The sequence below is a fragment of the Streptomyces sp. NPDC051563 genome (genome assembly GCF_044454225.1).
GTDB lineage: Bacteria > Actinomycetota > Actinomycetes > Streptomycetales > Streptomycetaceae > Streptomyces.
Window position 1 is genome coordinate 126705 of sequence record NZ_JBITDL010000020.1, and the last position, 23785, is coordinate 150489.

Genomic DNA, 23785 nt, shown 5'->3' on the forward strand with positions numbered 1-23785 from the left:
AGTCCATGGACGGCCGAGGAGGATCATCATGAAGGTAGCCATCGTCACCGGTGCCAGCTCCGGGATCGGGCGGAGCGCGGCGATCGAGATCGCCCGGCGGGGAACCGGGGTCATCCTGACCTACGGCGGGAACGAGCAGGGCGGGCTCGACACCGTGGCCGCGATCGAGAAGGACGGCGGCACCGCCGTCGCGCTGCCCCTGGACCTGGCCGACACCGGTACCTTCCCCGCCTTCCGCCGGGCCGTCACTGACGCACTGCACACCACCTGGCGGCGGGACACCTTCGACCACCTCGTCAACAACGCCGGTTCCGCCCAGATGGCGATGTTCGAGGACACGACCGAGGAGCTCTTCGACGGCCTGGTGCGGGTCCTCCTGAAGGGCCCCTACTTCCTGACCCAGAGCCTGCTGCCGCTGATGACGGACGGCGGAGCGATCGTCCTTACGAGCAGCAGCTCGGCCGCGGCGGCGAGCCCCGAGCCCGGCTACTCGGCCTACGCCTCGATGAAGGGCGGCCTCAATGTGCTGACCCGCTACTTGGCCAAGGAACTCGGCGTCCGGGGCATCCGGGTGAACGCCGTCTCCCCCGGGCCCACCCGCACGCGCCTCGGCGGTGACGCCTTCGAACGGTTCCCCGAGGTCATCCCGGCCCTGGCGGCCCGGACCGCCCTCGGCCGGGTCGGTGAGCCCGAGGACGTCGGTGCGATGATCGCCACCCTGCTCTCTCAGGACAGCGCCTGGGTCACCGCCCAGAACATCGAGGTCTCCGGCGGCTACGACCTCTAGCCGGGGCTTGGCCGAGTACCGGACCAACGTCCGCTCGGCGGGCTCCGACCGGAAACCGGGACCGCGAGCTCCGACCGGATTCCTTGGCCGGCCTCATGGCCCGCCGGTACGGTTGATCATGTCGGCCGCTCCGACCTCGCCATCGCCGCCATCATCCGGTCCAGGCGGGCCAGTCGGGTCTTCTCGGTGCGGGCGGTGACAAGGCTGAGGTAGAGGGCGAACCGGTCGGACTTGCCGAGCGTCTCGTAGAACGCCCGCGCCGCCGGGTTCGCGTCGAGCGCCTCGACGAGATCCGGCGGTGCCGTGGCGTTCTTCTGCGAAGCGTATGCCGTCACCCAGCGACCGTCCGCACGCGCCGCCTCGACCTCGGTGAGGCCGCGGGGGCGCATCCGCCCCTCGGCGATCAGGGCCTCGGCCTTGTCGACGTTCACCTGTGACCAGGGCGAGCGGGGGCGGCGGGGTGTGGTGCGCTGCAGGAAGTACGTGTCGTCGAAGCCGCGCCGCAGACCGTCGATCCAGCCGAAGCAGAGCACCGTGTCGACCATCTCTTCCCAGGTGAGCGACGGGATGCCGGTGTGCTTCTTGGCGATCTTGACCCAGAGCGCGGTCCGCTCCCCGTGATGCTCCTCGAGCCACGCCTCCAGCTCGGCCGGGCTCGCGGGGACAAGGATCTCGACGCCGTCCTCGTGTTTCTGCATGAACTGCAGCCTAGAGGCGATATAGGACAGTTCCTGACCTCTATCCGACCCGCAGTCCCGAGGCCGCCGAAATACACGGCTTCCAACGGGGTCTGCTTGAGCTTCGGCTTGACCTGATCGGCGAGCGGCTCGAACAGCCAGGCCTCGGGAGGCCGGGCCCAGTCGGGCAGTGCGGGCCAACCGCCGACCGAGACCTTCAGCGTCCAATCGGTTCCGTTCCACAGCACCACGGAGCCGCCCGACGCGAGGACCAGCTCGATCCCCTCCGCCCGCCAATCATCACCCTCGGGCAAGCACCTCAGGGCGAAGGCGGCCATAAGGGTCGCTCCCTGGAGGGCGCAGATCTGCTGGTCGCTCATTTCTTGCAGCCGCAGGTCATCGGAGTGGCATTCGAGTACCACTTGGTCGGACCCTTGTCCATGGGGAAGAGGGTGACGAACTCGCCGTCCGCTTTGGTGATCAACAGATCCTCGCCCTTGCGGTAGAAGAAGTAGTCGTCGGAGCCGCCGCCGTCCGGGTTGTAGGGCCCCTGCCGCACGTCCTCGTGGTTCGCCCGGACGTCGGAGATCCTGTCGCGATAGGCCTGCCGAGCGGCCTGATCGCCTCGTGCGAGCGGGTCTGTGTACGGGGTTGCCCCCGGTACACAGACCCGCAACGCATTGAGGTCGGGTTCAGTCTTCCTCCGTCATGCTCCCCGGTCCTCCGTCACGGGCAGGCACTCGGTGAGCAGGTCGACGAGGTCGCGCCAGGCTCGTCGTGCGTGCTGTGGGTGGTAGCCGACGCCGGGGACCGTGGGATGGTCGACCGGCGGGTGGTGGAAGGCGTGCAAGGCGCCGCCGTAGACCGTGAGGCGCCAGTCGACGCCCGCTGCCTGCATCTCGGCGGTGAACGCGTTCCGTTGTTCCGGCGGCATGATCGGGTCTTCCGACCCGACCCCGGCCCACACCGGGCAGCGAATGCGCGCTGCCTCGCCCGGTCGGCCTGTGGTGGTCGCGTTGACCGTCCCTATCGCGCGCAGGTTGACTCCGTCGCGCCCGAGTTCCAGTGCGATGGCTCCCCCGGTGCCGTAGCCGACGGCGGCGATGCGGTCGGGGTCGGTGCGCGGTTCGGTGCGCAGCACGTCGAGCGCGGCGTGGCCGATGCCCCGCATCCGGTCGGGATCAGCGAGCAGGGGCAGGCAGCGGGCCAGCATCTGCTCGGGATCGCCCAGGTAGCGCCCGCCGTGAAGGTCGAAGGCCAGGGCTACGTATCCCAGCTCGGCGAGGGCGTCGGCGCGGCGGCGCTCGACGTCGCTGAGCCCCATGCCCTCGGGTCCGAGCAGCACCGCGGGCCGGCGGTCGGTACCGGCCGGGAGCGCGAGGTGCCCGATCATCGTCAGGCCGTCGGCCGCGTACTCGACCGTACGCGTCGTGATCGTCGTCATGAGACGGGACCGTAGTGACCGTCGGGCCCGGTCCGGCCGCTGTTCTGCCGCCGGCGGAACAGCGCAGGTGTCCCTCTGCCACCCGGCCATTCCCCCGTAGGCACGCCGCACGCCGCACGCTCACTTCCCCGACGCCCGGGTCCGTCCGGTCAGGGCCGGCCTTCTTCCGGAGGGTCGTCCTCGGGCCTCAGCCCCAGGATGTCCAGCAGAACGTCGAGATCGGCGGCACCGACGGCCCTGGAGGCGACGGAGCGGCGCGCGGCAGCCCGGTCCACGGTCCCTGCCCGGGCCAGGAGAGCCGGCTCATCACAAGCGAATGGATCCTTCACCCCACCGATGCCACCACGCCCCCGGCACATCCGCAGCCCCCACTACTCCACCCGCACACGGTAGGAAGTGCCGAGCGGTACCCGGTGCAGCGCCTGCTGGAGCCGCTCGATGGTGCTGTCGGCCGGGAGCGTGCGTGCCGGGTGGTTGCGGGTGATGCCCGGCCCCGGACCGCACCGGCGCCGTCCTGGCTCTCACCGGTCCGGCTGCCACGCCGCCGCACACAGCGCGGTGTCCGCCGCGTCGGCGTACAGGGCCGCGCCCAGCCAGGCGCGGGCGAAGTCGGTCGGGTCGGCGGGGAGCAGGCGGCCGAAGGGGTCGCGGGCGCGCCGGGTCGCGGTGCGTTGCAGCTCGGCCAGAAGGTCGGCGGCGGTGGGGAAGGCCGAGCGGCGCAGCTGCCCGGCGTCGGCCGTCAGCGATCCGGGGACGGACAGGAAGGGGCGTCCGGCGGCGACGGCCTGTTCGAGGCGGCGGCGCAGGAGGTGGAGGGGGGCCGCATCAGCCCCGCCGCCGGTGGGGGCCTGTGCGGCGGGCGGCGGCGGGGTGGCGGGGAGGTCGGCACGTTGCAGTCGGTCCAGGCCCAGGTCGACGCGCCGGGCGGGATCCGCCGGATGGGCGGCCGCCAGGAGTTGCAGGGTGGGCCGGGAGTCCGGAACGAGGCGGCCGACGACGCGCAGGCGCGTACCGGGCAGGGCTGTCAGCATCCGGAGGTTGTCGCGGTACGCCAGCGCGGGATGGTCGTGGGCCGCGGTGAGGCGGAGCGTCAGGTCCTCGCACGTGGCGAGGAGGCAGTCGCCGCCGGTTTCGCGGGCGGGGCCCAGGATCGTCACGTCGAGGAAGAGCAGGTCGGCACCGGGGGCTTCGGAGTGCAGGGCGCGCGCGGCCTGTGCGGATGCGGGCCGGGCCCACAGGGCGGCGATGGGTTCCTCCGTCCAGGCCGCGCCCGCCGCCTGGACCGCCTTGACCCCGGCGCCCGCGCCGAGGCGGCCGGTGGGCGAGACGGTGGCCCCCGAGAGGGCGAGCCCGGCGCGGGACAACTGGCGGTGGGTGAGCGCGGTGTCGCCCAGGCGTACGGTGCGCCCGGCCGCCGCCGTGGCTCGGCCGGGGCCGCCCGGGGCGATGTCCGAGACGGTGTGGAGGCGGCCGTCGGCGGCGGCGGTCCAGGTGATGGCGCCCGCGTAGCCGCCGGCCGTGATCAGGGGTTCGGTGAACAGGCCGTACAGGCGCAGGGATCCGTCCGGTACGTAGGTCTGCCGGGCGGTGCCGCGCAGGGCTGCCAGTTCGGGGCCGGTGGCGTCGGGCAGCCGGTGGGCGGCGGCGAGCAGTTCGAGGACGGCTGCCGTGAGGTCGGCGAGGCGGTGAGCGGGGTCGGCGGAGCGGGCGGAGCGCAGCGCGGTGACGACGGAGACGGCGGCCGCGGCCGGGCGGGGCAGGCCGCCGAGCTTGGCGGTGTGGGCCGCCCGCAGCAGTTCGGACTGCAGGACGGCTCCGGCGCCTTCGATTCCCGTATCGAGCAGCGCGGCGCCCGCGGCCCACAGGTAGCGGGCCGCGGCACGCTGCTCGGGGGTGGCCGTGTTCTCGTCGGCCTCCGGCGGCCGAGGGGCTCCGGCGTCGTGGCCGGGGGACGGTTGTTGCCCGGCGTCCGGGGCGGAGGAGGAAGCGGAGGACGGCTCGGAGGACGGGTCGGCCACCGGCGCGGCGGATGCGATCGCCGCCCGGTGCAGGCAGTCCGGGGCGAGCAGGCAGCCGCAGCGGATGGCGTCCGCCGTGGTCACCACCCCGGCGGGGGCGTGGAGTTCCAGGCCGGTCTCGTCGTCGACCGCGATCCGTACGGTGTCGCCGTCGCGGATGACGGGCCGGTCGGTGATCTTGGTGATGGCCGCGTCGAGGCGCTTGCGCAGCCTGGGCGACAGTGCGCCGACGATCTCGGCGGTCACGGCGGGCGCGACGGCGGGCAGGTGCGGGGTCTGCCGGTTCATGCGATCTTCTCCCCTACCCAGCGGGCGAGTTCGAGCGGGCTGAGGGCGGCAACCGGCATCCCGGCGGCGACGAGCTGCCCGGCGACGCCCGTCGAGTACCGGGGGCGGCCCGCATCGTCCAGGCTCGCGCAGCCGAGTACATGGCAACCGGCTCCGACGAGGGTGCGCACCTCGGAGAGGAGCCCGCCGACCGGATGGCCCTCCTCGAAGTCGCTGATCACGACGACCAGGGTGCGGGAGGGCACGGTCACCAGAGTGCGGGCGTGGCGCAGCCCGGCGGCGATGTGGGTGCCGCCGCCGACCCGTACCTCCAGCAGCAGGGACAGCGGGTCGTGCACGTGGTCGGTGAGGTCGATGACCTCGGTGGAGAAGGCGAGGAAGTGGGTGGAGACGGTGGGCACCCCGGCCAGGACGGCCGCGGTGAGGGCCGCCCAGATGGTGGAGGCCTCCATGGAGCCGGAGACGTCGGTGACCAGGATCAGCCGCCAGTCGGCGGCGCGCCGGGCCCGGGAGCGGAAGACCGGGTGCTCGGGGATGACCTGGACGCTGCCGTCGGGGGTCCGGCGCGCGGTGGCGAGGTTGGCCCGCAGGGTGCGGGCCAGGTCGAGCCGTCCGCCGGGGCGTCGGCTCGGGCGGGGCAGCGTCATGCCGGTCAGGGCGGGGCGCAGCCGGGTGGCCAACTGCCGGGTGAGTTCGTCGACGAGCCGGCGGACCAGGGGGCGCAGGGCGCCGAGCCGGGCCTCGGGGAGGCCGCCCGCGTGCTGGAGGACCGTGCGCAGCAGGTCGACGGAGGGGCGGACGTCGGCGGGATCGAGTTCGCCCAGGACGTCGCGGCGGCCGGACGCGGCGGCCGCGGCGAGGACCTCCTCGCGGATGCCGGGGCCGAAGAGGGCGGACAGTTCCTCGGACCATTCGCGGACGCCGGGGTAGGGTGCCTGCCGGCCGCCGCGGTGGCCCGCGCCGAGATCGCCGCGGGAGCCCTCGCCACGGCCGTTGCCGTACAGCTCGTCCAGCGCGGTGGCCAGCGGCGCCGCCGAGGGGGGCAGTTGGTCGGTGCGGCGGCCGAGCACCAGGCGCCAGCGGTCGGCGGGGGCCAGGATGTACTCCGGCGCGGGTGCGTCCTTCCCGGCCGAGGCCCCGGATGGGGCGGGGCCGTGACGGCCGTCCGGAGGCGGGGTCGCGTACGGTCCGCGGGCATCGGGGTCCGCCGGGAGGGCGGGGGGCAGGAGGCCCAGCCCGGCCAGGGTCGCGCGGGCGGCCAGGTCGGCGCCGGTCCACAGCGCCAGCGCGGCCGGGTCGATGCCGTCCGTGTCGGTGAACGGGCCGGCCGCGTCGCCGAGCCGGTCTTCGACGGCCGTGAGCAGCCGGTCGCGGGAGGCGGGGCTGAGGGTGTCGAATCCGCCGCGCAGTGCGGGCAGACGGTCCAGGAAGTCGGTGTCCGCGAGGTCGGTGACCCGGTCCAGTACCGGGTCGAGGACGGGGGCCATGGTCTCCAGGAGCGGGCCTGCCGCGGTGAGCAGGCCGGTGAGGCGGGCGGTCAGCGCGGTCCGGGTGGCGGCGTCGGTGGCCGCGTCCACCCAGGACGCGGTACCGGTGCCGAAGGCGTGGGCGTCCTCGTGGCCGAGCAGGACGCGGACGGCTCCGGCCGCTGCGGACATCAGCGGCGAGCCGTCGCAGGCCAGTCGGGTGAGGGCGTCGGTGAGCCTGATCCCGCCGAAGACGTCGGCGCGGTGGGCGAGTTCGAGCAGTGCCCGGGCATCGTCGGGGTCGTCGGAGCCGGTGAGGCCGTCGACCTGGCGGACGGCTGCCGAGGTGAGCAGTTCGCCGGCCGCCGCCGACCGCGCGGCGTGGTCGGGGTCCGGGCCGAGTCCGGCGACGTGGCCGGCCCGGATCCGGTCCAGCAGACCGAGGGCGGAGAGCAGTTGGGGCAGCGTGCCGGTGGCCGGGACGACCTCGCCCAGTTCGGTGAGGCGTTCGTCGGCCAGCGCGGGCAGGCCGCAGGCGGCGGCTTCCGCGAGGCCCTCGATGCTCTGGGCGGCGGTGGGCCCGCCGTCGTCCTGTTCGGCGCGGCGTCGTTCGCGCAGCAGGCCTTCGGCGGCCTGGGCCGGGGTGACGCCGCGGATTCCGGCGGCGGTGAGCATGGCGGCGGTGGCCGGGGTCCAGCGCACCTCCCACCGGGTGGTGACGGCCTCGCCTGCGCCGGCGCCCGTGACGGGGGTCGACGTGGCGTAGGGGATGCCGCAGACCGTCAGGCGGCGCAGCAGGAGTTCTCGGCTGCGGTCGAGGTCCGAGCGCAAGGGGTCGAGGCGCAGGTCGCGGGCGGCGGGGCCGGTGTCGGCGGGACCGGGCAGGCCCAGGGCCGCGACCTCGTCCTCCACGGCGGGTGCCAGGCCGCTGCGCGGGGCGGCGGGTGCGGGCCTGCCGGAGCGGGTGCCGACCAGGACCCGTTCCAGCGATCGGGCGACCGCGCGTCCGCGGCCGAGCGGTTCGCCCTGGGTCAGTACGGTCTGCACGGCCTCGATGAGTTCGCCGCGGCCGGGCGCGGGCAGGCCGCGCAGCCGGGCGAGGTCGCCCGCGAGCCGGACGATCTCGCGGGCGTCCGCGGGTCCCGAGGGGTGGTCCTGCGCGCGCAGTTCGCCGCAGATCCGTACGGCGGTGGTGAGCAGTGCCTCGTACAGGGCGGCCGGACGGCCCGCCGCTTCCAGCACGAGGTGCTGCCATTCGGGGTCGCGGATGCCGGCCGGGTAGCCGGACCGCTCGTCCAGCAGCGGATAGGTGTACGGGATGAGGGAAACGGTCCAGGGCGGACCGCCGGGGAGGGCGTCCGCGGGCGGCACCGGGCCGGGCCCGGGGCCGAGCAGCGCCGGGGTGTGGAAGGCGCCGACGACCACGGCGGCCCGGCGGCCGGCGGCCGTGGCCTCGTCGATCCGGGCGCGCATCCAGTGCTCCCGGGCCAGGTCGGACCCGGCGACCGCCCCGGCCCGTTCGGCGTCGTGGCGCAGTGCCCAGCCCGTGAGCAGGGCGGCACGGCGCAGGGCCTCGGGCGGGGAGCCGGGGGCGGAGGTCTCCACCAGGCGGTCCCACAGGTCCTCGCCGGGGCGGCCGGTGAGGCGTGCGGTGAGCGCCTCGCGCAGCCCGGGTCCTTCGGGGCCCGTCCCGGCCGGGCCCCGGAGCTCGTGCCGGGCCGGGTCGGACAGCGGAAGGTCGCAGGCGATCACGGGGACGTCGTGGCGGGCGGCCCAGCGCAGGGCGACGAGTTCGGGCGAGAAATCGGCGAACGGGTAGAAGGCGGGCCCGAGCCCGTCCCCGGCGCGGTCCCTGCCGGAGGTGGCGGGGACGGCGGCCAGGGCGACGGGGGCCCGGGTGTCGGCGTGGGCGAGCCAGGGCAGCCACTCCTGCAGATCCGCGGGGAGCTCGACGAGCAGCACCTCGGGCTTCGCCGCGTCCAGCAGTTCCGGCATGACGGCGGCGAGCGACGGCGCGTGGTGGCGCACGCCGATGAGGTACGGGGCGGCCGGGTCGGTCAGGGCCGCCACCGCCTCGTCCGGAGTCATGCCCGGGGCGGTGGAGTCGGGCAGGGCGGCTGCCGTGGAGGCGGAGGCTTCCGCGGAGGTGGCGGCGGCCGGGTACGGAACGGTCATGGCGTCAGTTCTCCAGGGCCGGGCGCAGGTCCCACAGGGTGCGCCAGGTCGCAGAACCCTGCTCGGCGCGGCGGCGCACCGCGCCGTCCCAGTAGCCCAGCAGCCGGGCGGCGTCGGCCGGGTCGTCCTTGCGGACCACGCCCAGCAGGTGGCCGGGGAGCAGGGACAGCACGTCCCGGTCGCCGGGGAAGTACGCGGCGGCCAGGGCCAGCGAACCGGCCACGGACACCGCCTCCGCGGTGCTCATCACCGTGGAGGGGCGCTCGACCTCCCAGCCTTCGGCCGACCGCCCGTCCCGCAGGTCGCGGAAGGCGGTCACGAGGGCTTCGAGGACGGCGTCGTCCACCTCGAAGGCGGCTCCGGCCCGGGTGACGGCCGCGTGGGCCTGGCGGCGTACCAGGGCGGTCTCGGCGTCCAGGTCGCCGATGGGGCCTACGGTCTCGAAGTTGAAGCGGCGCTTGAGGGCGGCGGACATCTCGGAGACGCCCTTGTCGCGGAGGTTGGCGGTCGCGATGAGGGTGAAGCCGGGTGCGGCGTGGGCGAGGGCGTCGGCGCTGCCGGCCAGTTCCGGGACGGCGATGCGCCGTTCCGACAGGAGGGAGACCAGGGCGTCCTGGACCTCGGGCAGGCAGCGGGTGATCTCCTCGACGCGGGCCACCGCGCCCCGTGTCATGGCGGTGAGGACCGGGGAGGGGACCAGGGCCTGCCGGGTGGGGCCCTGGGCCAGGAGGAGCGCGTAGTTCCAGCCGTACTTGAGCTGGTCCTCCGTGGTGCCGGCGGTGCCCTGCACCACCAGGCCGCTGGTGCCGCACACGGCGGCGGACAGCAGCTCGGAGAGCATCGACTTGGCGGTGCCGGGTTCGCCGACGAGCAGCAGCCCGCGCTCGCCTGCGAGGGTGACGACGCAGCGTTCCACCAGGGCGCGGTCGCCGACGAACTTCTGCTCGATCACCAGCTTGCGCGGGACGCCGTCGGGCGCCGCGCCCTCGGGCAGCCGCAGGGCCTCGCCAGCGCTGCCCATCACGAAGGTGACGACGGCGCGCGGGCTCAGCCGCCAGGCGGGCGGGCGGGGGCCGTCGTCGTAGGCGGCGAGGAAGGCAAGCTCGGTGGCGTGGCGGTCCTCAGGCGGACTGACCTGCCGGGCGGACGGGGGCGCGGACGGGGGTGTGGACGAGGCTGCGGGAGCAGGGGTGTGGGTGGTGGTCATCGGCGGCGGCCCTTCCGGGTGGCACGGGTGGTGAGTTCTTCGAATGCGGGGGCGTCGCCGTCCTTGACCCGGCCCCATGCGCGGGCGAACAGGGCGGGCACCGGCAGGTGCGGCACGGCTCGGGCGTGGCCGCGGAGCGGGTAGAGGGGCTCCTTCCAGGTCTCCACCGGCAGGGCGGGGGCCTTGAAGTCGTGCCAGCCGCAGGGCAGGAACAGGGTCCGGCCCGCGCGGGACCGCTTGGCTTCCAGGACCAGGCCGGTGGCGGCCAGTTCGGTCCTGGCCTTCTTCGACCGGCCCGGCGTCCAGCCGGTCCACCGGGCGCGGTCGCGGTCGGTCGGGTCGGGCAGTGCGAGCAGTTGCAGGTAGAGCACGGCCGCGTCGTCGCCCAGCCCGTGGGTCGCCGCCACCTCGGTGACCAGCTCCGGTACCGAGCGGGCGGGGTCCTGGGCGTATCCGGTGAAGCCGCCGGGAGCCGACCCGGCCAGGACGGCCTGTTCGAGTTCGTCGCCGAGCAGGGCCCGCACGGCGGCCAGGGAGTGGGCACGGCCAGGGCCGACCAGCCCTTCGAGCAGCCCGAAGACGGGATCGTCCGCTCCGGTGAGCCCGGCCGTACGTACCAGCGTCATCTCGGTGTCGCCGTACCAGGGGCGCAGTACGAGGGCGTCGCCGAGCCGGGTGAGGCCGTCGGCTCCTGCCCCTCCCGTGGCGGGCAGGCCGTACGCGGTGCGCAGCGGGGCGGCGGTCGCGGTGCCCTTCTCCGTCCACTCCACGTCCAGGTCGAGGATGAGGCCGGGGTCGGCCAGGCGCCGGCGCAGCGCGGCGAGTCCGGCCGGCAGGTGGGCGCGCAGCGGATGGCCGTACGGCAGTCCGTAGGCGAGCCCGCTGAGTGCGGCCACGGCGCTCGTGAGGTGGCCGCGGCCGGGGACCGCGGCCGGGTCCTCCGCGACGAGGTTGCCGTCCTTGTCGAGCCGCATCGCAGTGGTGCGGCTGAGCCACGGGGTGGTGCCGGGGTTGAGGACGTCTTCGGCCGACGCGGTGGATACCCCGGCCAGGACGTCGCCCAGTTCCTCGGGCAGCCGGACCAGCGATCCCAGGCGCTCCGCCCAGGTCTTGGCGGCCGACGCGGTGTCGGGGCCGGTTTCCCACAGGTCGGCGGGGTCGGCGGGGAGCAGGGCGTCCAGCAGTGCCAGCCGGTTGGTGCGGCCGAGCCCGCTCAGCCGGGCGTCGGCCCGTTCGGCCTGCCGGGCCTTGAGGCCCACCAGGGCCAGCCCTGCGGCGTCGATGTCACCGGTCCCCGCCGCGACGAGGAGGGCTGCCTGTGCGGGCCCCATCCCGGTGGCGGCGTCGAGTGCGACGGGCGCCTCGGGCCGCCACGGGGCGGCGCCGCGCTCGCGGACGAGGTGGATCAGCGGGAGCAGGCGCTCGTGCGGGAGGGCGGGGCTGTACTGCTGGTCCTCGTGGTGGGTGAAGCCGCCGATCTGGCCGAACGCCCCTTCCGGGTCGTGGTCGAGGGCGAGCCAGTGGACGCGGTCGTCGCGGCGGGTGTACTCCCGTCCGAGGATCACCACCGTGCGGGTGCCGCGGCGCAGCACCTGGCCGATCCGCTGCTTCTTGCCGGCCTGGTCCTCGGCGTCCTCCTCGCACAGCAGGACCTGTCGCAGGGCGCCCGCGGGGTTGGCGAGCGGGCCGGTGGCGACCGCTTCCAGGAGGAGCAGCAGCGCCTCCCGGTGTTCACCGCTGGTGGTGGGGGCGGCAGCGCGGTAGGCGAGGGGGGCGAGGACGTCCAGGAACGGCAGCCATCCGAGCTCGATGCCGGGGACGGTGTGGGTCTCGCTCGTCCAGCCGTCGCCGAGTGCGGGCAACGCGGTGGGGTCGGGCAGCGGCTTGCCGTCGGCGGGCCTGCCGGACAGGACCTGGTTGACGGAGAGGATCTGCTGGAGACCGCTCCACTTCGCTTCGCGCCCCCAGTAGCCGTGTCTGCCCGGCGCGGCGATCCCGTGCACGGCGGCGGTCAGGGTCGCGTCGTCCCCGTGGACGGGCCGGTGGTCGGCGTACATCCCGTCTCCGTGCCGCTTCCCGCCGTTCGGTTCGTCCTGCGGGGGCGCTACGTACGCGGCGATGTCGGTGCGATGGCGCTCGGCCGTCCGCACGAGCACGCTCACGCCGGTGAGCAGCCGGGCGTCGGTCAGCGCGGGGAGCGCCGCGGCGACGGCTGCCTCGATGAGCTCGTCGGAGGTGGGACCGGTGTACGACGGGTCGGCGGCGACCGCGGCCTTCCGCGCGGCCAGTGCCGTGGTGACGGTGTCGAGGAGGGTCGCGATCTGCGCGTCGGTGACCGTGCGCAGGGCGGCCGAGCCCCGCTCGTCGCGCGGGCGCAGGGCGTGCCAGAACGCGGGCGGCGGCACGTACCGGGTGCCGGCGGCGTACTCGCCGCCCTCCTCTCCCAGGGGGACCGATCCCAGCGCGTCGGTGGTGACGGCGCCCGCCGGATAGAGCTCGACGGCTCCGCCGACGACGGCGGCGAGGGGCGCGGCTCCGCCCGGCAGCCGCAGGGCGCCCAGCGGTACGGGGTGGTCCCGGCGGCCCGGTGCGACGGCCAGGGTGACGGTCCGTCCGTCGGGGGTCCCGGCGGTGACCCGGCGGTCGGGGTCCTGTCCCTCGGTGCGTACCCAGCGGCCCAGGACGGTGCCGTCGGTGCCGAACGGCGTGCTCTCCAGGCCCGGCAGCAGCGGCAGGACCTCGCACTGCCCGGTCACGAGGCGGGCGCCTTCGCGGATCCCCGACTGCAGGAAGGCGGGCAGCGAAGCGCGGCCGTGGGTGCCGCCCGCCGGGTCGTACTCGGCCCAGCAGTGGTCGCGGCCCTGCTTGCCCTGGCGCCAGTACCCGGTGCCGTCGCCCAGCACGGGGCGGGTGGACGGCAGGGTGGTGTCGCCCGCGTGCAGGGTGCGGCCGCCGGTGGCGCGGCCGCCGCCGGGCAGGGGCAGCGACGGGGTGCCGACGTCCTGTCCGTTCCACCACTGCGGGAGCTGCTCGCCGCCGAGGGTGAAGGGTTCGCCGGGGCGGTTCGACCAGTACGCGCGCTGCTTGCGGTCCTCCGCCCAGATGACCAGCAGTTCGCCGTCGGTGTACCGGAAGCGGGGGCGCCGCCAGCGGTCCAGGTCGGCGGGCAGACGCAGCTCGTGTTCGAGCAGCACCCCCTCGGGGCCGACCACGACGGCCGTGTGGCGGTTGGCGAGGACCAGGGCGGGCCAGGCCTCGGCGACGACCATCCAGTGGTGCTGGTCGTTCCGGTCGGTGTCGAGTCGCCGGTAGGTCTCCTCGAGCGCGGGCCAGCCCAGTTCGTCGAGGACGCCCGCGCGCAGGGAGGCGCCGAGGAGCGGCGCCAGGTCGTGGGCGGCGATCCGGGCGATGGCCTGCGGGTTGACCCGGCCGGCGACCGCGCGGAAGGACGACAGGCGCCGGAGCGCCGCTCGCGAGCCGGGCAGTCCCGCTGCCCCGGTGAGTTCCGCGGCGCGATCGCGCAGCCAGTCGTGGAGCACGGCGCCGAGCACCGGGTGGGCGGCGATCGCGGCGAGCACGGAGTCCTTCGAACGGTGGCCGTTCATGCCGTTCAGCGCGTCGTACAGCAGCCGGCGCAAGCGGGGGCGGGCCGCGACGGCCGTCAGGTCGCGGCGGCCCGGGGTGTCGTCGCCGATCCAGCGCTCCAGCGGGAGGTGGACGTTGGCGCCCGCCGCCGGTTCGGCGACGGGAATGTCCCGGGCGACACAGGCGTCGAGCAGGTCCAGGTCGGCGCCCGCGTGCCAGCGTCCCTGGAAGAGGTCGACGGGGCGGCCGTCAGCGCGCAGCCGGGGGGCCATGCGTTCGACGAGGGCCAGGGTGCGCGGGCAGCGCTGCGCACTGGACGAGCCGTGCTTGCGGTGCAGGGCCCAGCGGCTGAGCCAGTCCGCGGGGTCGACGCCGTCCGTGCTCTGCGCGTCGGTGAGCAGGGCGTCCGCGCCGGTCTCCGCGAGCAGCGTCAGCCAGTCCTCGTCGGCCTTCCGGCCGGTGCCGAGGCCGGTCGGCATGATCTCCAGCAGGCGGATGCGGATCTCCGGCCGTGCGGCGGCGAGCGCCACCAGGGTCGGGCGGTAGGCGGTCCAGAACGACGCGGGGGCCCGGACGATGCTCGGTGAGGCGATCAGGTCGCCGACGAAGGCGCTCTCGGCGGTCTCCCGGTCCAGGCCCGCGGCCTTGACCAGCGCACGGGCGTCCTGCGGCAGGGCGGCGTACGGCGCCATGCCCGCACCACAGCGTTCAACGGCGAGCCGGCGGAACTGCGCCCAGGCCTCGGCCGGGTCGAGGCGACGCGAAAGGTCCTGCGCGTGGTCCTTGAGCGCCTTGACGGTGAGGGCTCCGGCGAAGGCGAACTCCAGGAAGACGGCCCGCTGCCGCTCCTCGTCGACCGGCAGGCCGTGGACTCGCTCGGCGGCGCGCGCCTTGCCGAAGAGCGTCGCGGCGTAGGTGCTGTTGTCGTGCTGGAGGAAGACGCGCGCGGCCTGCTCGTAGAACGTCGGCAGGAAATGCGGTACGGCGCGGCCGAGCCGGGTGGCGAGTGCCTCGAAGCCGTCCTTGGCGGCGCCGGCCCGGGACTTGGCCTGGCGGGCCAGCCGTTCCATGTCCTTGACCAGGGCCAGCGCGTGGTGGCCGTTGGCCGGATCGTTGACCAGGGCCCAGGCCGGGAAGCCCAGCGTCTCGCGGCGCACCTGCCCCACCTCGGGGGCGTCGGGTTCGCGGGCGAGTCCGAGGAAGTCCAGTGCCAGGTCCTCGGCCTCGCCCAGGGTGCCGGCCACCAGGCGCACCACGCGCCGGTCGTCCAGGGCCGGGTGGGTGTAGGTGCGGGCGGTGAGGGTGTCGGCGTCGTCACGGGCGACGGTGCCGGCGCGCAGGACGGCCCCGGCGTCCAGCAGGGCCGCGGCCCGGGTGATGTCAGTGCTCATACCGGTGGTGCTCATGCCGCCTGCTCCTCGTCGTCGATGTCGCGTCCCGCGTACAGGGCCGCCGCCATGCGCATGCCTTCCGACCAGGCGACCGGGCCGACCTGTCCGGCGGTCAGTGCCCGGCCCGCGGCGTCGTTCCAGGTCAGCGAGCCGGTCTCGGTCCGCTCGTAGCCGTCGTAGTCGCCGATCCAGATGCGCGCCTCGACCGTCGCGCCGTCCTCGACCACCGGGCACACCGCCTGGCCGCCGCGGGCCCGGTAGCCGAGCTGGGTGGTGCGCCCGTGCAGGAACCGGAGTTCCTTGAAGGCGCCGCCCGCGTAGTCGTCGACCGAGGCGGTCTCCGGGTCCAGGTCCGCCGGGCGGTGCCAGACCTCGCGGAAGAGCTGCTGCACCCGCTGCTCCACGGTCAGTTCGACCGCGAACTCGCGGAGTTCTTCCAGGTCCGCCAGCAGCACCGGGTGCGGGATGCGGACCAGCTCGGGGCTGACGCGCACCGTGTCGCCGTCGAGGTCGACCAGGCCGAGGCCCCGTACGGGGTCGGCGTCGCGCAGGAATCCGGCGACGTCGCCGTCCTCGCCCGTGACGATGAGGTCGTACAGCGCGGAGCGCCAGGCCGTGTCCTGCCACACCTGCGCGATGACCGCGACGGGGACGGGCAGCGAGCGCACCATCCAGCGCTCCACGTCGGCCGCGCACTGGCGTTCGTGCCGGTCCAGCCACTCCACCAGCTGGCGCAGTCCGACCACGGCCGGGTCGTCCGCGAGTTTCGCGGGGACCGTCTTCAGCCGGCGACCCGCCGCATTGCGGCAGACCACCTTCCCGTCGTCGAGGGCGACTTCGTAGTCGCCGGCCGGAACCCACCCCATGTGCTGTCTCCTCGGTCAGACGGCCTGGTCCAGGGCATGACACGGCAAGGCACACCCCCCGGTCGCAGCGCCGCCGCGATCATGTTGGTGTGACTCTAGGGGCAGCCTCGGACAATGCTTCCGCCAGCTCCACAGGGCGGGCGGGAGGGCCGGAACGCGGGCCCGCACGGCGCTCCGCACGGCGCTCCGCCCGCCGCGACGGCGACAGCCGGGCAGGTGGACGTCCGGACGTCCGGGCCAGGGCATTCACCGGGGGCCGGGCCGTGCGCCGGCCGGGGTTCCGATTTCTACAAGACCCGCTCCGGGCCCGGAGCGCACACTGGCCGCGGCCACGGAGATCCCGGGGCCGCATGTCGAAGGAGTTCTCATGGTGAAGGTTTTCGGGCGGTACGCCCGGTACGCGGTCAGCACGCTGACGGCCGCGGTGTTCGTGACCGGCTGACCAGCACCAGGGCAATGACCACTGCTTGAGCACGCGGTGGCCGGCCAGGGCCGGCCGGCCACCGTCGCCCCGGGACGAAGGGATCTGCTGCGGGTGTTCGCGACGATGATCCGTCAGATGCGCTACGGAGCTGCCGTGTTGCGCGGTGGCCGGCTGGACCCGGTGAACCTGCGCGGCACCGTCGCCGACCTGCGGGCCACGATCGAGGAGTTCGGCGATCCCGGTGAGGAGGCCTCCGCGATGCTGCCCGGCGGCGCCGAACCGGACCCGGAGATCCACCGCGTGATGGCCGACCGCCGACTGCGCCGGACGGTCCAGGACGCCGCGGCCCATGTGCCGTACTACCGGCGGCATTTCGCGGAGGCGGGCATCGATCCCCGGCACATCACCCTGGACTCCCTGGCGATGCTCGCGCCGACCCCCAAGTCCGCGCTGCGCGCCGCCCCGTCCGCCTTCGTCTCCGAGCGTTCGGAGCCGGTCCTGCTGGCGCAGACCACGGGCACCACGGGGACGCCGACGAGCGTGTGGTTCTCCCGCTACGAACTGGAGCTGGCCGCCGCGCTGTCGGCGATGTCACTGCTGATGGTCAGCGGATGCCGCAGCCGGCACATCGTCATGAGCACCATCAGCTCCCGGGCCACGCTGGCCAAGACCGTCGTCCAGCAGGCCCTGGCGATGATCGGCGCGGGATTCATCGCCATGGGTACCGTGGACCCGCTGATCATCCTCGACAGGCTCGCCGCGCCCCTGCACGTACCGGGCAAGGAACCGCAGGTCACCCATCTGATCACGACGGCTTCCCTGCTGGGGCGGATCGTACAGGCGGCCGAGGAGGACGGCTGGCTGCCGGCCGACTTCGGGCTGCGGGAGATCCTGGTCGGCGGCGAGGTGCTCAGCGACCCGCTCCGGCTGCGTGCGGAAGCGGCCCTGGGCGCGAGGGTCATCGACGCCTACTCGATGACCGAGACCCTGCCGACCGCCGGACTGTCCTGCGAGGCGGGCCACCTGCACTTGTCCTCGGAGCAGGCCCACGTGGAGATACTCGACCCGCTCACCGGCGCGCCGACCCTGCCCGGCGAGGTGGGCGGTCTGGTCGTCACCCCCTACGCCCAGTACCGGGACACCACGCTCCTGCTGCGCTACGAGACGGGCGACCTCGTACGCCGGCTGCCGGACGCCGAAACCCCCGCCTGCTCGCTGAGCGCGATGCCCGCCACCTCCCGGATCCTGGGCCGGCAGAGCGGCGGAGTACGGGACCTCACCACCCGGGCCGTCCTCGACGTCCTGCAGGCCGAGCGGGCGATCCCGCTGCCCACCCGGTTCGCGGTGGTCGAGGACCCGGGCGGCCCGCTGTTGTACGCGGTGGCCGGGCGGGCGGCGACGCCGGCGCTGCTGGCCCGCGTCGAGGAGCGGTCCCGGCACCTGCCGCTGGCCGGAGTGGTCCTCGTCAAGGACCTGGACGAACTGCCGCTCCCCTGCCCGGCCCGAGCCGATCTGATCGAGCACAGCTTCGAACTGCCCGCCGAGGGCCGCCGCCCGGTGCGGAGCGGACGGTGACCCCCGCCGCGCAGGCGCTGACGCTGGTCGGCGCGCTCTGCGCGACCATCGCCGGCTCCGCGCTGTACCTGCGTCACGTGACGATGCCGCGTCCGCCGGTCGGGAGGTTCACCCGCTCCGACATCGCGGTGATGTTCGTCGTCCTGAGCACGCTGCCGCTGGTCTACCTCCACCTGCCGGCGACCCTGGTCGGGGTCGTGTTCGGCACGGTGTTCACCCTCGCCTGCGGAGCCGGCCTGGCACCGCTGACCGGCGGGAGGACGGCCGCCGCCCTCGCGGTGGGCCTCGGCGGCCTCGTCATGGCGTCCGGACTCGCCGGCTGGGAGCCGCTGCACACCGTCTGCGGGGACCTGCTGCTCGTACTGGCCGTGATCGCGGTCGGCAACATGTGGGTGCAGACAGGTATGACGGCCGCTCAGGTCGCCGCCCTCGCCGCCCTGCTGGCGCCCTACGACCTCCTCGCCACCGGCCTGGGCTCGGTCACCGCGGATCTGGTGCGGCACGTGGCCGGCACCCCTTTCACCCCGCTGCTCACCATCGCCGGCAACGGTTCCACCATCGCGGCCGGGCTGGGCGACTGCCTGATGCTGACGCTGTGGCCCCTGGCCGCGACGAAGGCCTACGGCCGCCGGGCCGGCGCGTACGCCGTGGCCATCGGCGTGACGGTGGTTGGTGCGGTGCTGCTCGGGGCGGTCACCGGCCTGCTGCACGGTGGAGTTCCCCTGCTGACACCGCTCGGGCCCTGCATCGCGGCCCACTACCTGTACTTGCGGTCCCGTCACGGCGCTGAACGACGGACCCGCGACTGGCGCGGCGCCGCGGATCCCAGGCCGGACGGCCGGCCTGCGACCGCCTGGGCCGGTGCGCTGTCGACGGCCGCGGACGCCGATCGCAGCACCCATCCGGAGGGGACCTGGCTGGCCGTGGAAGCGGGTCGGGTGATCGCGGCCGGGGCCTCGCCGGGGGCCGCCCGCCGCGCCGCCCGGGAGGCCGGCCATCCCGGCCTGCCGGACGTCCTCGCCGTGCCGCCGAGGACCTGATCCGCCCGGAGCCCCGGCGCGGCGTGACCGTCAGCGGGGCTCCGGCGGGCGGCTGAGCGCGTCCACTTCCGCGTAGCCGGGGATTCCGGCCGGCAACGCACCGCCGTCGCGGATCGCGAGCGCCGCGCCGACGGCGGCGTGCAGGGATGCGCGGAACAGGAGCGAGCCGGTGCTGACGCGGCGCACGCCCAGGTCCGCCAGCCGTCGAAGCCCCAGGGCGGGCTCGTACAGCACGTTGCCGGGCAGCGGCAGGGCCGCGGTCACCGTGGCGATGTCCGCCTCCTCGGCCAGGCCCGGCACGAAGATCCCGTCGGCGCCGGCGTCCGTGTACCGCTTCGCGCGCTCGAGCGTCGCGGAGAGCGGGTCGGCGACGCCCAACCAGTAGGGATCCGTGCGGGCGTTGACGAAGACTCCGGGAGCGCGACGCTTCACCGCGCGGATCAGTTCCGACTGCGCGGCGGGGTCGGCGAGGCTGTCACCGCGTCCGTCCTCGATGTTGATTCCGGCCACCCCCAGGCTGGCGAGCTCGGACACGAGGTCACCGACTGCTCCCGGGTCGGTGGCGAACCCGGCCTCGATGTCGATGGTGACCGGACACGGCAGCCGGACCAGCCGTCCGGCCAGTGCGAGGGTTTCCGTACGGGCCAGTCCCGCGGCGTCCGGAAGGCCGTTGCCCGCGGCAACGCCGAGGCTGGTCGTCCCCACGGCGGCGAACCCGACGGCGGCCAGGGCCGCACCCGACGCGAAGTCCCAGGCGTTGGGCAGCAGCAGCGGGCGGTCCGTGTGATGCAGAGCGTGGAACGGGGTACTCAACGGAGCTTCTCCTCAACTGGACCGGCGGTGAGCGTGTACACGGTCCGGGGGGAGCCGCAGAGCCATTGTCCAACGCCGGGTCCGTTGCCTCAGCCGGGGCGGGATCACGGGCATCGAACTCCTCTGAGGCGGGTTGAACTTCAAGGGCCTGGGCACCAGACCACGGCAGGCCGCAACCGGACGACCTGCGTCCCGAGGGAGCCGGCAACCGGCCGGCCGTAAGGGTCCACGTGGGCGTGCGGGCTCGCACGCCGCCGGGTCCGGGTCATGACAGGTTTGCCCGATTCCTTGAATGCCTGAATGCCTGACTGCCTGACTGCCTGAATGCCTGACTGCCGAAAGGTGCAGCTGTGTCCGACACAAGCGTGGCGACGTTGGCTCTCTACTACCGCGACGAGGCGCCGGTGCTCGTGGCGCTGGGCGGAACCTCGATTCCGGCCCAGCTCAACGTGGTGGATCCGTCCGGGCGGATCGTCGCCGTCTACGAAGCGCAGGCACCCGCCGGGTCCGGCTCGGCCCGTGGGGACGCCGGCGGTTCCTTCGGCGCCGACGACGTGATCGAGGTGTCCGGAGGCGCCGACATCTCGTTCGTCGCACTGGAACGCGACTCCAGCGGCGCGTACTTCGTCGCGGCGGAGGTATCCGGTCGTGAGCGGCTGTTCGCTGCGACGGTGAACCCCGTCACCGGGAAGGTTCTCTACGACGCCGGCGGACCACCGGCAGTCCGGCCCGCCACGGCCAGCGTCGTGGTCACCGTCCGGTGAGGCAGTGCCCGTGACTGGTCGGCGCGGCTGTCGGCCGTGAGCGTCAACGCCTCATCGGGGCGATCGGGCGTCAACGCCTCGTCGCGGCGATCGCCGTTTCGCCGCATCCCGCACCGCTCTGCTGACGGGGCTGCTCCGTGCGGCCGCGTCGAGCGGGGAACGGGCCGATCCGTGGTTCCGTGGGGAAGGTCTGTGGAAGCAACACGCACATCATGGAGAGTCCCCATGCGCCTGAACCGCACGCCCGCCACTGTCGCTGCCGCCCTCGCATTGGCCGCCGTCGCGGGGGCGGGTACCGCCCGGGCCGCGGCAGTGGACAACGCCGCCGCTCCGTCGGCCTGCCGGCCGGCCAACCACCTCGCGAAGATCACCCGGGACCGGGCGAGCTCCGGGCACGTCCACTTCCGTGTCACGCTGACCGCAGCGAACGGGTACGCGGCCTGCCAGTTGGCCGGCTCCCCGACCGGCGTGGCCTTCGCGCACCACGGCTCGGCGCTCGCCGTCAGGGCCGGGCGGTACGGCGATCAGGGCGCCGTGGTGACCTTCGGGCCGGGCCGCCCCGTCCACTTCGACATCCAGGTCCCCAACGACGGCCACCGGGTCCGGGCCGATGAGGCGACCTTCACGCTCAGGGCGCCGGGCGGTGAGATCCCGGGCACCTCCGTGGCCGAAGGGAGCTTCGAAGTCGCCCCCGGAACCATCATCGGGCCGGTCCGGCCCGGAGCCTGACGCCCCACTGGTGAGCCCGTGAGCCCGCGGTGGCCGCGAGCCGCGCTCCCCCGGCAGCATCACGGCCATCTCGCCCCGGGCCGCCGGGCCGGGGCGAGACGGCCGGCGCGCGCCGGGGCCCGCTCGGGACCTGCGGGAGGTCAGGGCGGGTTCGGGGTGAAGGTCAGGTCTGGCACTGTTTCGTGACGGCCGGGGACCAGCCGCTCCAGGCGGCGCCGTCGGCCCGGGCGTGGACGCGGATCTCCACCTTCACCGGGCCGCATACCCGGGTCGTGCTCCCCACGGCGGTGGGGTCGATGGCCGCGCCGGGCGCGAGGTAGGTGCGGCCGCTGCCCACCTTCTCCCAGTGACCGCCGTCGACGACGCGGAAGAAGGCCTCGTAGGAGAGGTTGAGGCCCTTCTTTCCCGTGTTGCGCGCCTTGATGTACGCCGTGATCTCCCGCGTGGGGAACCTGCCCACGGAGCCCCGCTCGGCGCTGATGCAGCCGTTGACCGCCACCCTCCCGGTCGCCACACCTCCTCCGCACGCGATGGCCGCGGCGTGCCCGTCGGCCGGCAGGGTCAGCACGGCCAGCGCGGCCGCGCCGAGGATCGTTCCGGTACGCCTCAGGTGCAATGTTCCGTCCCCTTCTTGGAGCCCGACGTCTCGGTGAGACCATGGCGCGCCTTCGGGTGCGTGGCACAGCACTCTGGGCGGGTTTCGCCCGAATGGATGCAGGGGCCGGTGACAAGGGTGGCCGCCTCCGGGTCCGCGCCGAGGAGGCGGCGGTGCCGTGCCCGACGGGACTCTGCGATCCAGTCCCCGACCGGGGTGCGAGGCCCCCGAGTCCGCCCGGGCCGGTCTCCGCGGCTCCCTTACGGGGCGGAGGCCGACTGGCGGGCCGGACTGGACGCCGTGCGGAAGAGCAGCACCGCAGCGGCGATGATCATGAGAAGGCCGAGGGTGTAGGGCGTGGCGTGGCCGGTGCTCGCGTACAGCCATCCGGCCAGCAGTGGGGCGGTCATCTGGATCGCCGAGCCGATGGAGGAGATGCCTCCGGCCAGCCAGCCCTGTTCGTCGGCGCCGACGGCGTTCGACATCAGTCCGTCGAGTGCCGCGGTCATCGCTCCCTGGCCGGAGGCGAACAGGAGGGCTGCCACGGCCAGGAGCTGGGGCGCGTCGAGGCTGAAGGCGACCACGGCCATGCCGGCGCAGCCGACGCCCTGGGCGACGATCCCGGAGATGACCACGCCGCGCTCGCCGATCCGGGGCACCCAGTCCGCCCTGGATGACGATGTCGAGGATGCCGGCGGCCGACAGCAGCAGGCCGATCTGGGCCGGGCCCCAGCCCACGCTGTCCTTGCCCAGGACCGAGAGGTTGTTGACGTAGAAGTAGAACGGGATGCTGATCAAGGGGAAACCCATGAGGAGCGTGCGCAGTTCGGTGCGCGCGAAGGCGTCCTTGAGCACCTTGAACGGGTGTAGTTCCTCCAAGCGGAGCTTTTTGGACCGGTTGTGGGGCGCCAGGCTCTCGGGCAGGGCGAAGATGGCGGCGAGACCGACCAGGGCGGCGATCAGCGCGGTCGCGAAGACCGGGGCGTTCAGGCTGATCTTCGACAGGACGCCGCCGATCGCGGGGCCGATCATCATACCCACGCCGGTCAGGGCGCCGAGCAGGCCGTAGCGCTTGGTGCGGTCCTCGGCCGGGGTGATGTCGGCGACGTAGGCGAAGATCGCGGGCATGTCCCCCGCCGCGAGTCCCTGCAGGGCCCGGGCGGCGACCAGTACCCACAGTGCGCCGCCGACACCGAATATCGCGTAGCCGGCCGCAGCCCCGAACGCGCTGATGATCAGCACCGGGCGCCGCCCGATCCGGTCGGACAGGCCGCCCAGCAGTGGCGCGACGAGGAAGGCGCACAGGGGGTTCACCGATTCCAGCACGCCGACCCACAGGGCCAGCGAACCCTCGCGGACGGGAGCTGATCGCCGACACGGCTCTGCGGCTCTTCCTCGAGCGCGGCTACGACGATGTCGGCGTACGCGAGGTCGCCCAGGAAGCGGACGTCGCCACGGCCACCCTGTTCGCCCACTTCCCGTCCAAGGAAGCCCTCGTCTTCGACCAGGACGGCGAACAGGAACAGCTACTGCTGGACGCCGTGCGGAACCGGCCCGACGGCGTCTCGGTCCCCCAGACACTGCGCGGCTGGTTCCACCAGATGGTCGAGGCCGCCCGGAACGAACCAAAACTGAGCCGCTTCCACCAGCTCATCGAGGACACGCCCGCCCTGCGGGAGTACTCGGCCGGGATGTGGCGCCGCCACGAGAACGCCCTCGCCGAGATCATCGCCACGGACATCGGCCTGCCCGCCCCCGACACCGCCTGCCGCCTCGTCGCCCGGACCGCCCTGGAGATCATCCCGTCGATCCGCTCGCTCGACGACGCCGCGCAGATCATCGACGTCAGCTTCGCGTTCATCGAGGCCGGCTGGGCGGCAACCGCCGCGCCCGCCACGGCGTAACCCCTGCGGGACGGGCGAGGCCGTGACATTTGTACGG

General features: G+C 74.2%; 17 protein-coding genes and 1 pseudogene. 6 read left to right on the top strand and 12 right to left on the bottom strand.

Features of this window, described 5'->3' with window-relative positions:
- Positions 1-28: 28 nt before the first annotated feature.
- Positions 29-787 (top strand): SDR family NAD(P)-dependent oxidoreductase, encoded by a 759-nt coding sequence (locus ACIA8F_RS24430; protein ID WP_399381794.1) that lies wholly within the window; start codon positions 29-31, stop codon positions 785-787.
- A 116-nt stretch (positions 788-903) separates the two neighbouring features.
- On the opposite strand, the gene ACIA8F_RS24435 is transcribed toward ACIA8F_RS24430, so the two are convergent.
- From ACIA8F_RS24435 to ACIA8F_RS24470, 8 genes are all read right to left on the bottom strand, one after another.
- Positions 904-1485 (bottom strand): YdeI family protein, encoded by a 582-nt coding sequence (locus ACIA8F_RS24435; protein ID WP_399381796.1) that lies wholly within the window; start codon positions 1483-1485, stop codon positions 904-906.
- A 355-nt stretch (positions 1486-1840) separates the two neighbouring features.
- Positions 1841-2023, bottom strand: coding sequence for a hypothetical protein (locus tag ACIA8F_RS24440; RefSeq protein WP_399381798.1), 183 nt, complete (start codon positions 2021-2023; stop codon positions 1841-1843).
- Between the two features lie 147 nt (positions 2024-2170).
- The gene (locus ACIA8F_RS24445) at positions 2171-2908 is read right to left on the bottom strand and encodes a dienelactone hydrolase family protein (RefSeq protein ID WP_399381800.1); all 738 of its coding nucleotides are present in this window, start codon (positions 2906-2908) and stop codon (positions 2171-2173) included.
- Positions 2909-3429: 521 nt separating this feature from the next.
- Complete coding sequence (locus ACIA8F_RS24450; RefSeq protein ID WP_399381801.1) at positions 3430-5214, bottom strand: hypothetical protein; 1785 nt, start codon at positions 5212-5214, stop codon at positions 3430-3432.
- The gene (locus tag ACIA8F_RS24455; RefSeq protein WP_399381803.1) at positions 5211-8855 is read right to left on the bottom strand and encodes a DUF5682 family protein; all 3645 of its coding nucleotides are present in this window, start codon (positions 8853-8855) and stop codon (positions 5211-5213) included. The genes ACIA8F_RS24450 and ACIA8F_RS24455 overlap by 4 nt, the downstream gene beginning before the upstream one ends.
- Before the next feature lie 4 nt (positions 8856-8859).
- Positions 8860-10062 (bottom strand): AAA family ATPase, encoded by a 1203-nt coding sequence (locus ACIA8F_RS24460; RefSeq protein WP_399381805.1) that lies wholly within the window; start codon positions 10060-10062, stop codon positions 8860-8862.
- Positions 10059-15053 (bottom strand): hypothetical protein, encoded by a 4995-nt coding sequence (locus ACIA8F_RS24465; protein WP_399381807.1) that lies wholly within the window; start codon positions 15051-15053, stop codon positions 10059-10061. Before ACIA8F_RS24465 ends, ACIA8F_RS24460 begins: the two co-directional genes overlap by 4 nt.
- Entirely contained in the window at positions 15050-15904 is an 855-nt protein-coding gene (locus ACIA8F_RS24470) for a DUF4132 domain-containing protein (protein WP_399381809.1), read from the bottom strand. The genes ACIA8F_RS24465 and ACIA8F_RS24470 overlap by 4 nt, the downstream gene beginning before the upstream one ends.
- A 559-nt stretch (positions 15905-16463) precedes the next feature.
- On the opposite strand from ACIA8F_RS24470, the gene ACIA8F_RS24475 reads away from it, so the two are divergent.
- The gene (locus ACIA8F_RS24475; protein ID WP_399381811.1) at positions 16464-17903 is read left to right on the top strand and encodes a phenylacetate--CoA ligase family protein; all 1440 of its coding nucleotides are present in this window, start codon (positions 16464-16466) and stop codon (positions 17901-17903) included.
- The gene (locus ACIA8F_RS24480; protein WP_399381812.1) at positions 17900-18943 is read left to right on the top strand and encodes a hypothetical protein; all 1044 of its coding nucleotides are present in this window, start codon (positions 17900-17902) and stop codon (positions 18941-18943) included. The genes ACIA8F_RS24475 and ACIA8F_RS24480 overlap by 4 nt, the downstream gene beginning before the upstream one ends.
- A gap of 30 nt (positions 18944-18973) precedes the next feature.
- Here the strand turns inward: ACIA8F_RS24480 and ACIA8F_RS24485 are convergent, their stop codons facing one another.
- Positions 18974-19756: an isocitrate lyase/phosphoenolpyruvate mutase family protein gene (locus ACIA8F_RS24485; protein WP_399381814.1), complete on the bottom strand. Its 783-nt coding sequence runs from the start codon at positions 19754-19756 to the stop codon at positions 18974-18976.
- Between the two features lie 350 nt (positions 19757-20106).
- Between ACIA8F_RS24485 and ACIA8F_RS24490 the strand changes: the two genes are divergently transcribed.
- The gene (locus tag ACIA8F_RS24490) at positions 20107-20520 is read left to right on the top strand and encodes a hypothetical protein (RefSeq protein WP_399381815.1); all 414 of its coding nucleotides are present in this window, start codon (positions 20107-20109) and stop codon (positions 20518-20520) included.
- Positions 20521-20745: 225 nt separating this feature from the next.
- Positions 20746-21249: a DUF4232 domain-containing protein gene (locus ACIA8F_RS24495; protein ID WP_399381817.1), complete on the top strand. Its 504-nt coding sequence runs from the start codon at positions 20746-20748 to the stop codon at positions 21247-21249.
- Positions 21250-21412: 163 nt separating this feature from the next.
- On the opposite strand, the gene ACIA8F_RS24500 is transcribed toward ACIA8F_RS24495, so the two are convergent.
- The 3 genes and pseudogenes from ACIA8F_RS24500 to ACIA8F_RS24510 all read right to left on the bottom strand — a co-directional run.
- Positions 21413-21865: a hypothetical protein gene (locus ACIA8F_RS24500; protein WP_399381868.1), complete on the bottom strand. Its 453-nt coding sequence runs from the start codon at positions 21863-21865 to the stop codon at positions 21413-21415.
- A gap of 239 nt (positions 21866-22104) precedes the next feature.
- Positions 22105-22503 (bottom strand): MFS transporter, encoded by a 399-nt coding sequence (locus ACIA8F_RS24505; protein ID WP_399381818.1) that lies wholly within the window; start codon positions 22501-22503, stop codon positions 22105-22107.
- 55 nt (positions 22504-22558) lie between these two features.
- Positions 22559-23170, bottom strand: a pseudogene (locus tag ACIA8F_RS24510) (MFS transporter); the annotation flags it as partial.
- Between ACIA8F_RS24510 and ACIA8F_RS24515 the strand changes: the two are divergent.
- Positions 23125-23748, top strand: a complete 624-nt coding sequence (locus ACIA8F_RS24515; RefSeq protein WP_399381820.1) for a TetR/AcrR family transcriptional regulator — start codon at positions 23125-23127, stop codon at positions 23746-23748. The pseudogene ACIA8F_RS24510 and the gene ACIA8F_RS24515 sit on opposite strands and share 46 nt — an antisense overlap.
- The last annotated feature ends 37 nt before the right edge of the window (positions 23749-23785 follow it).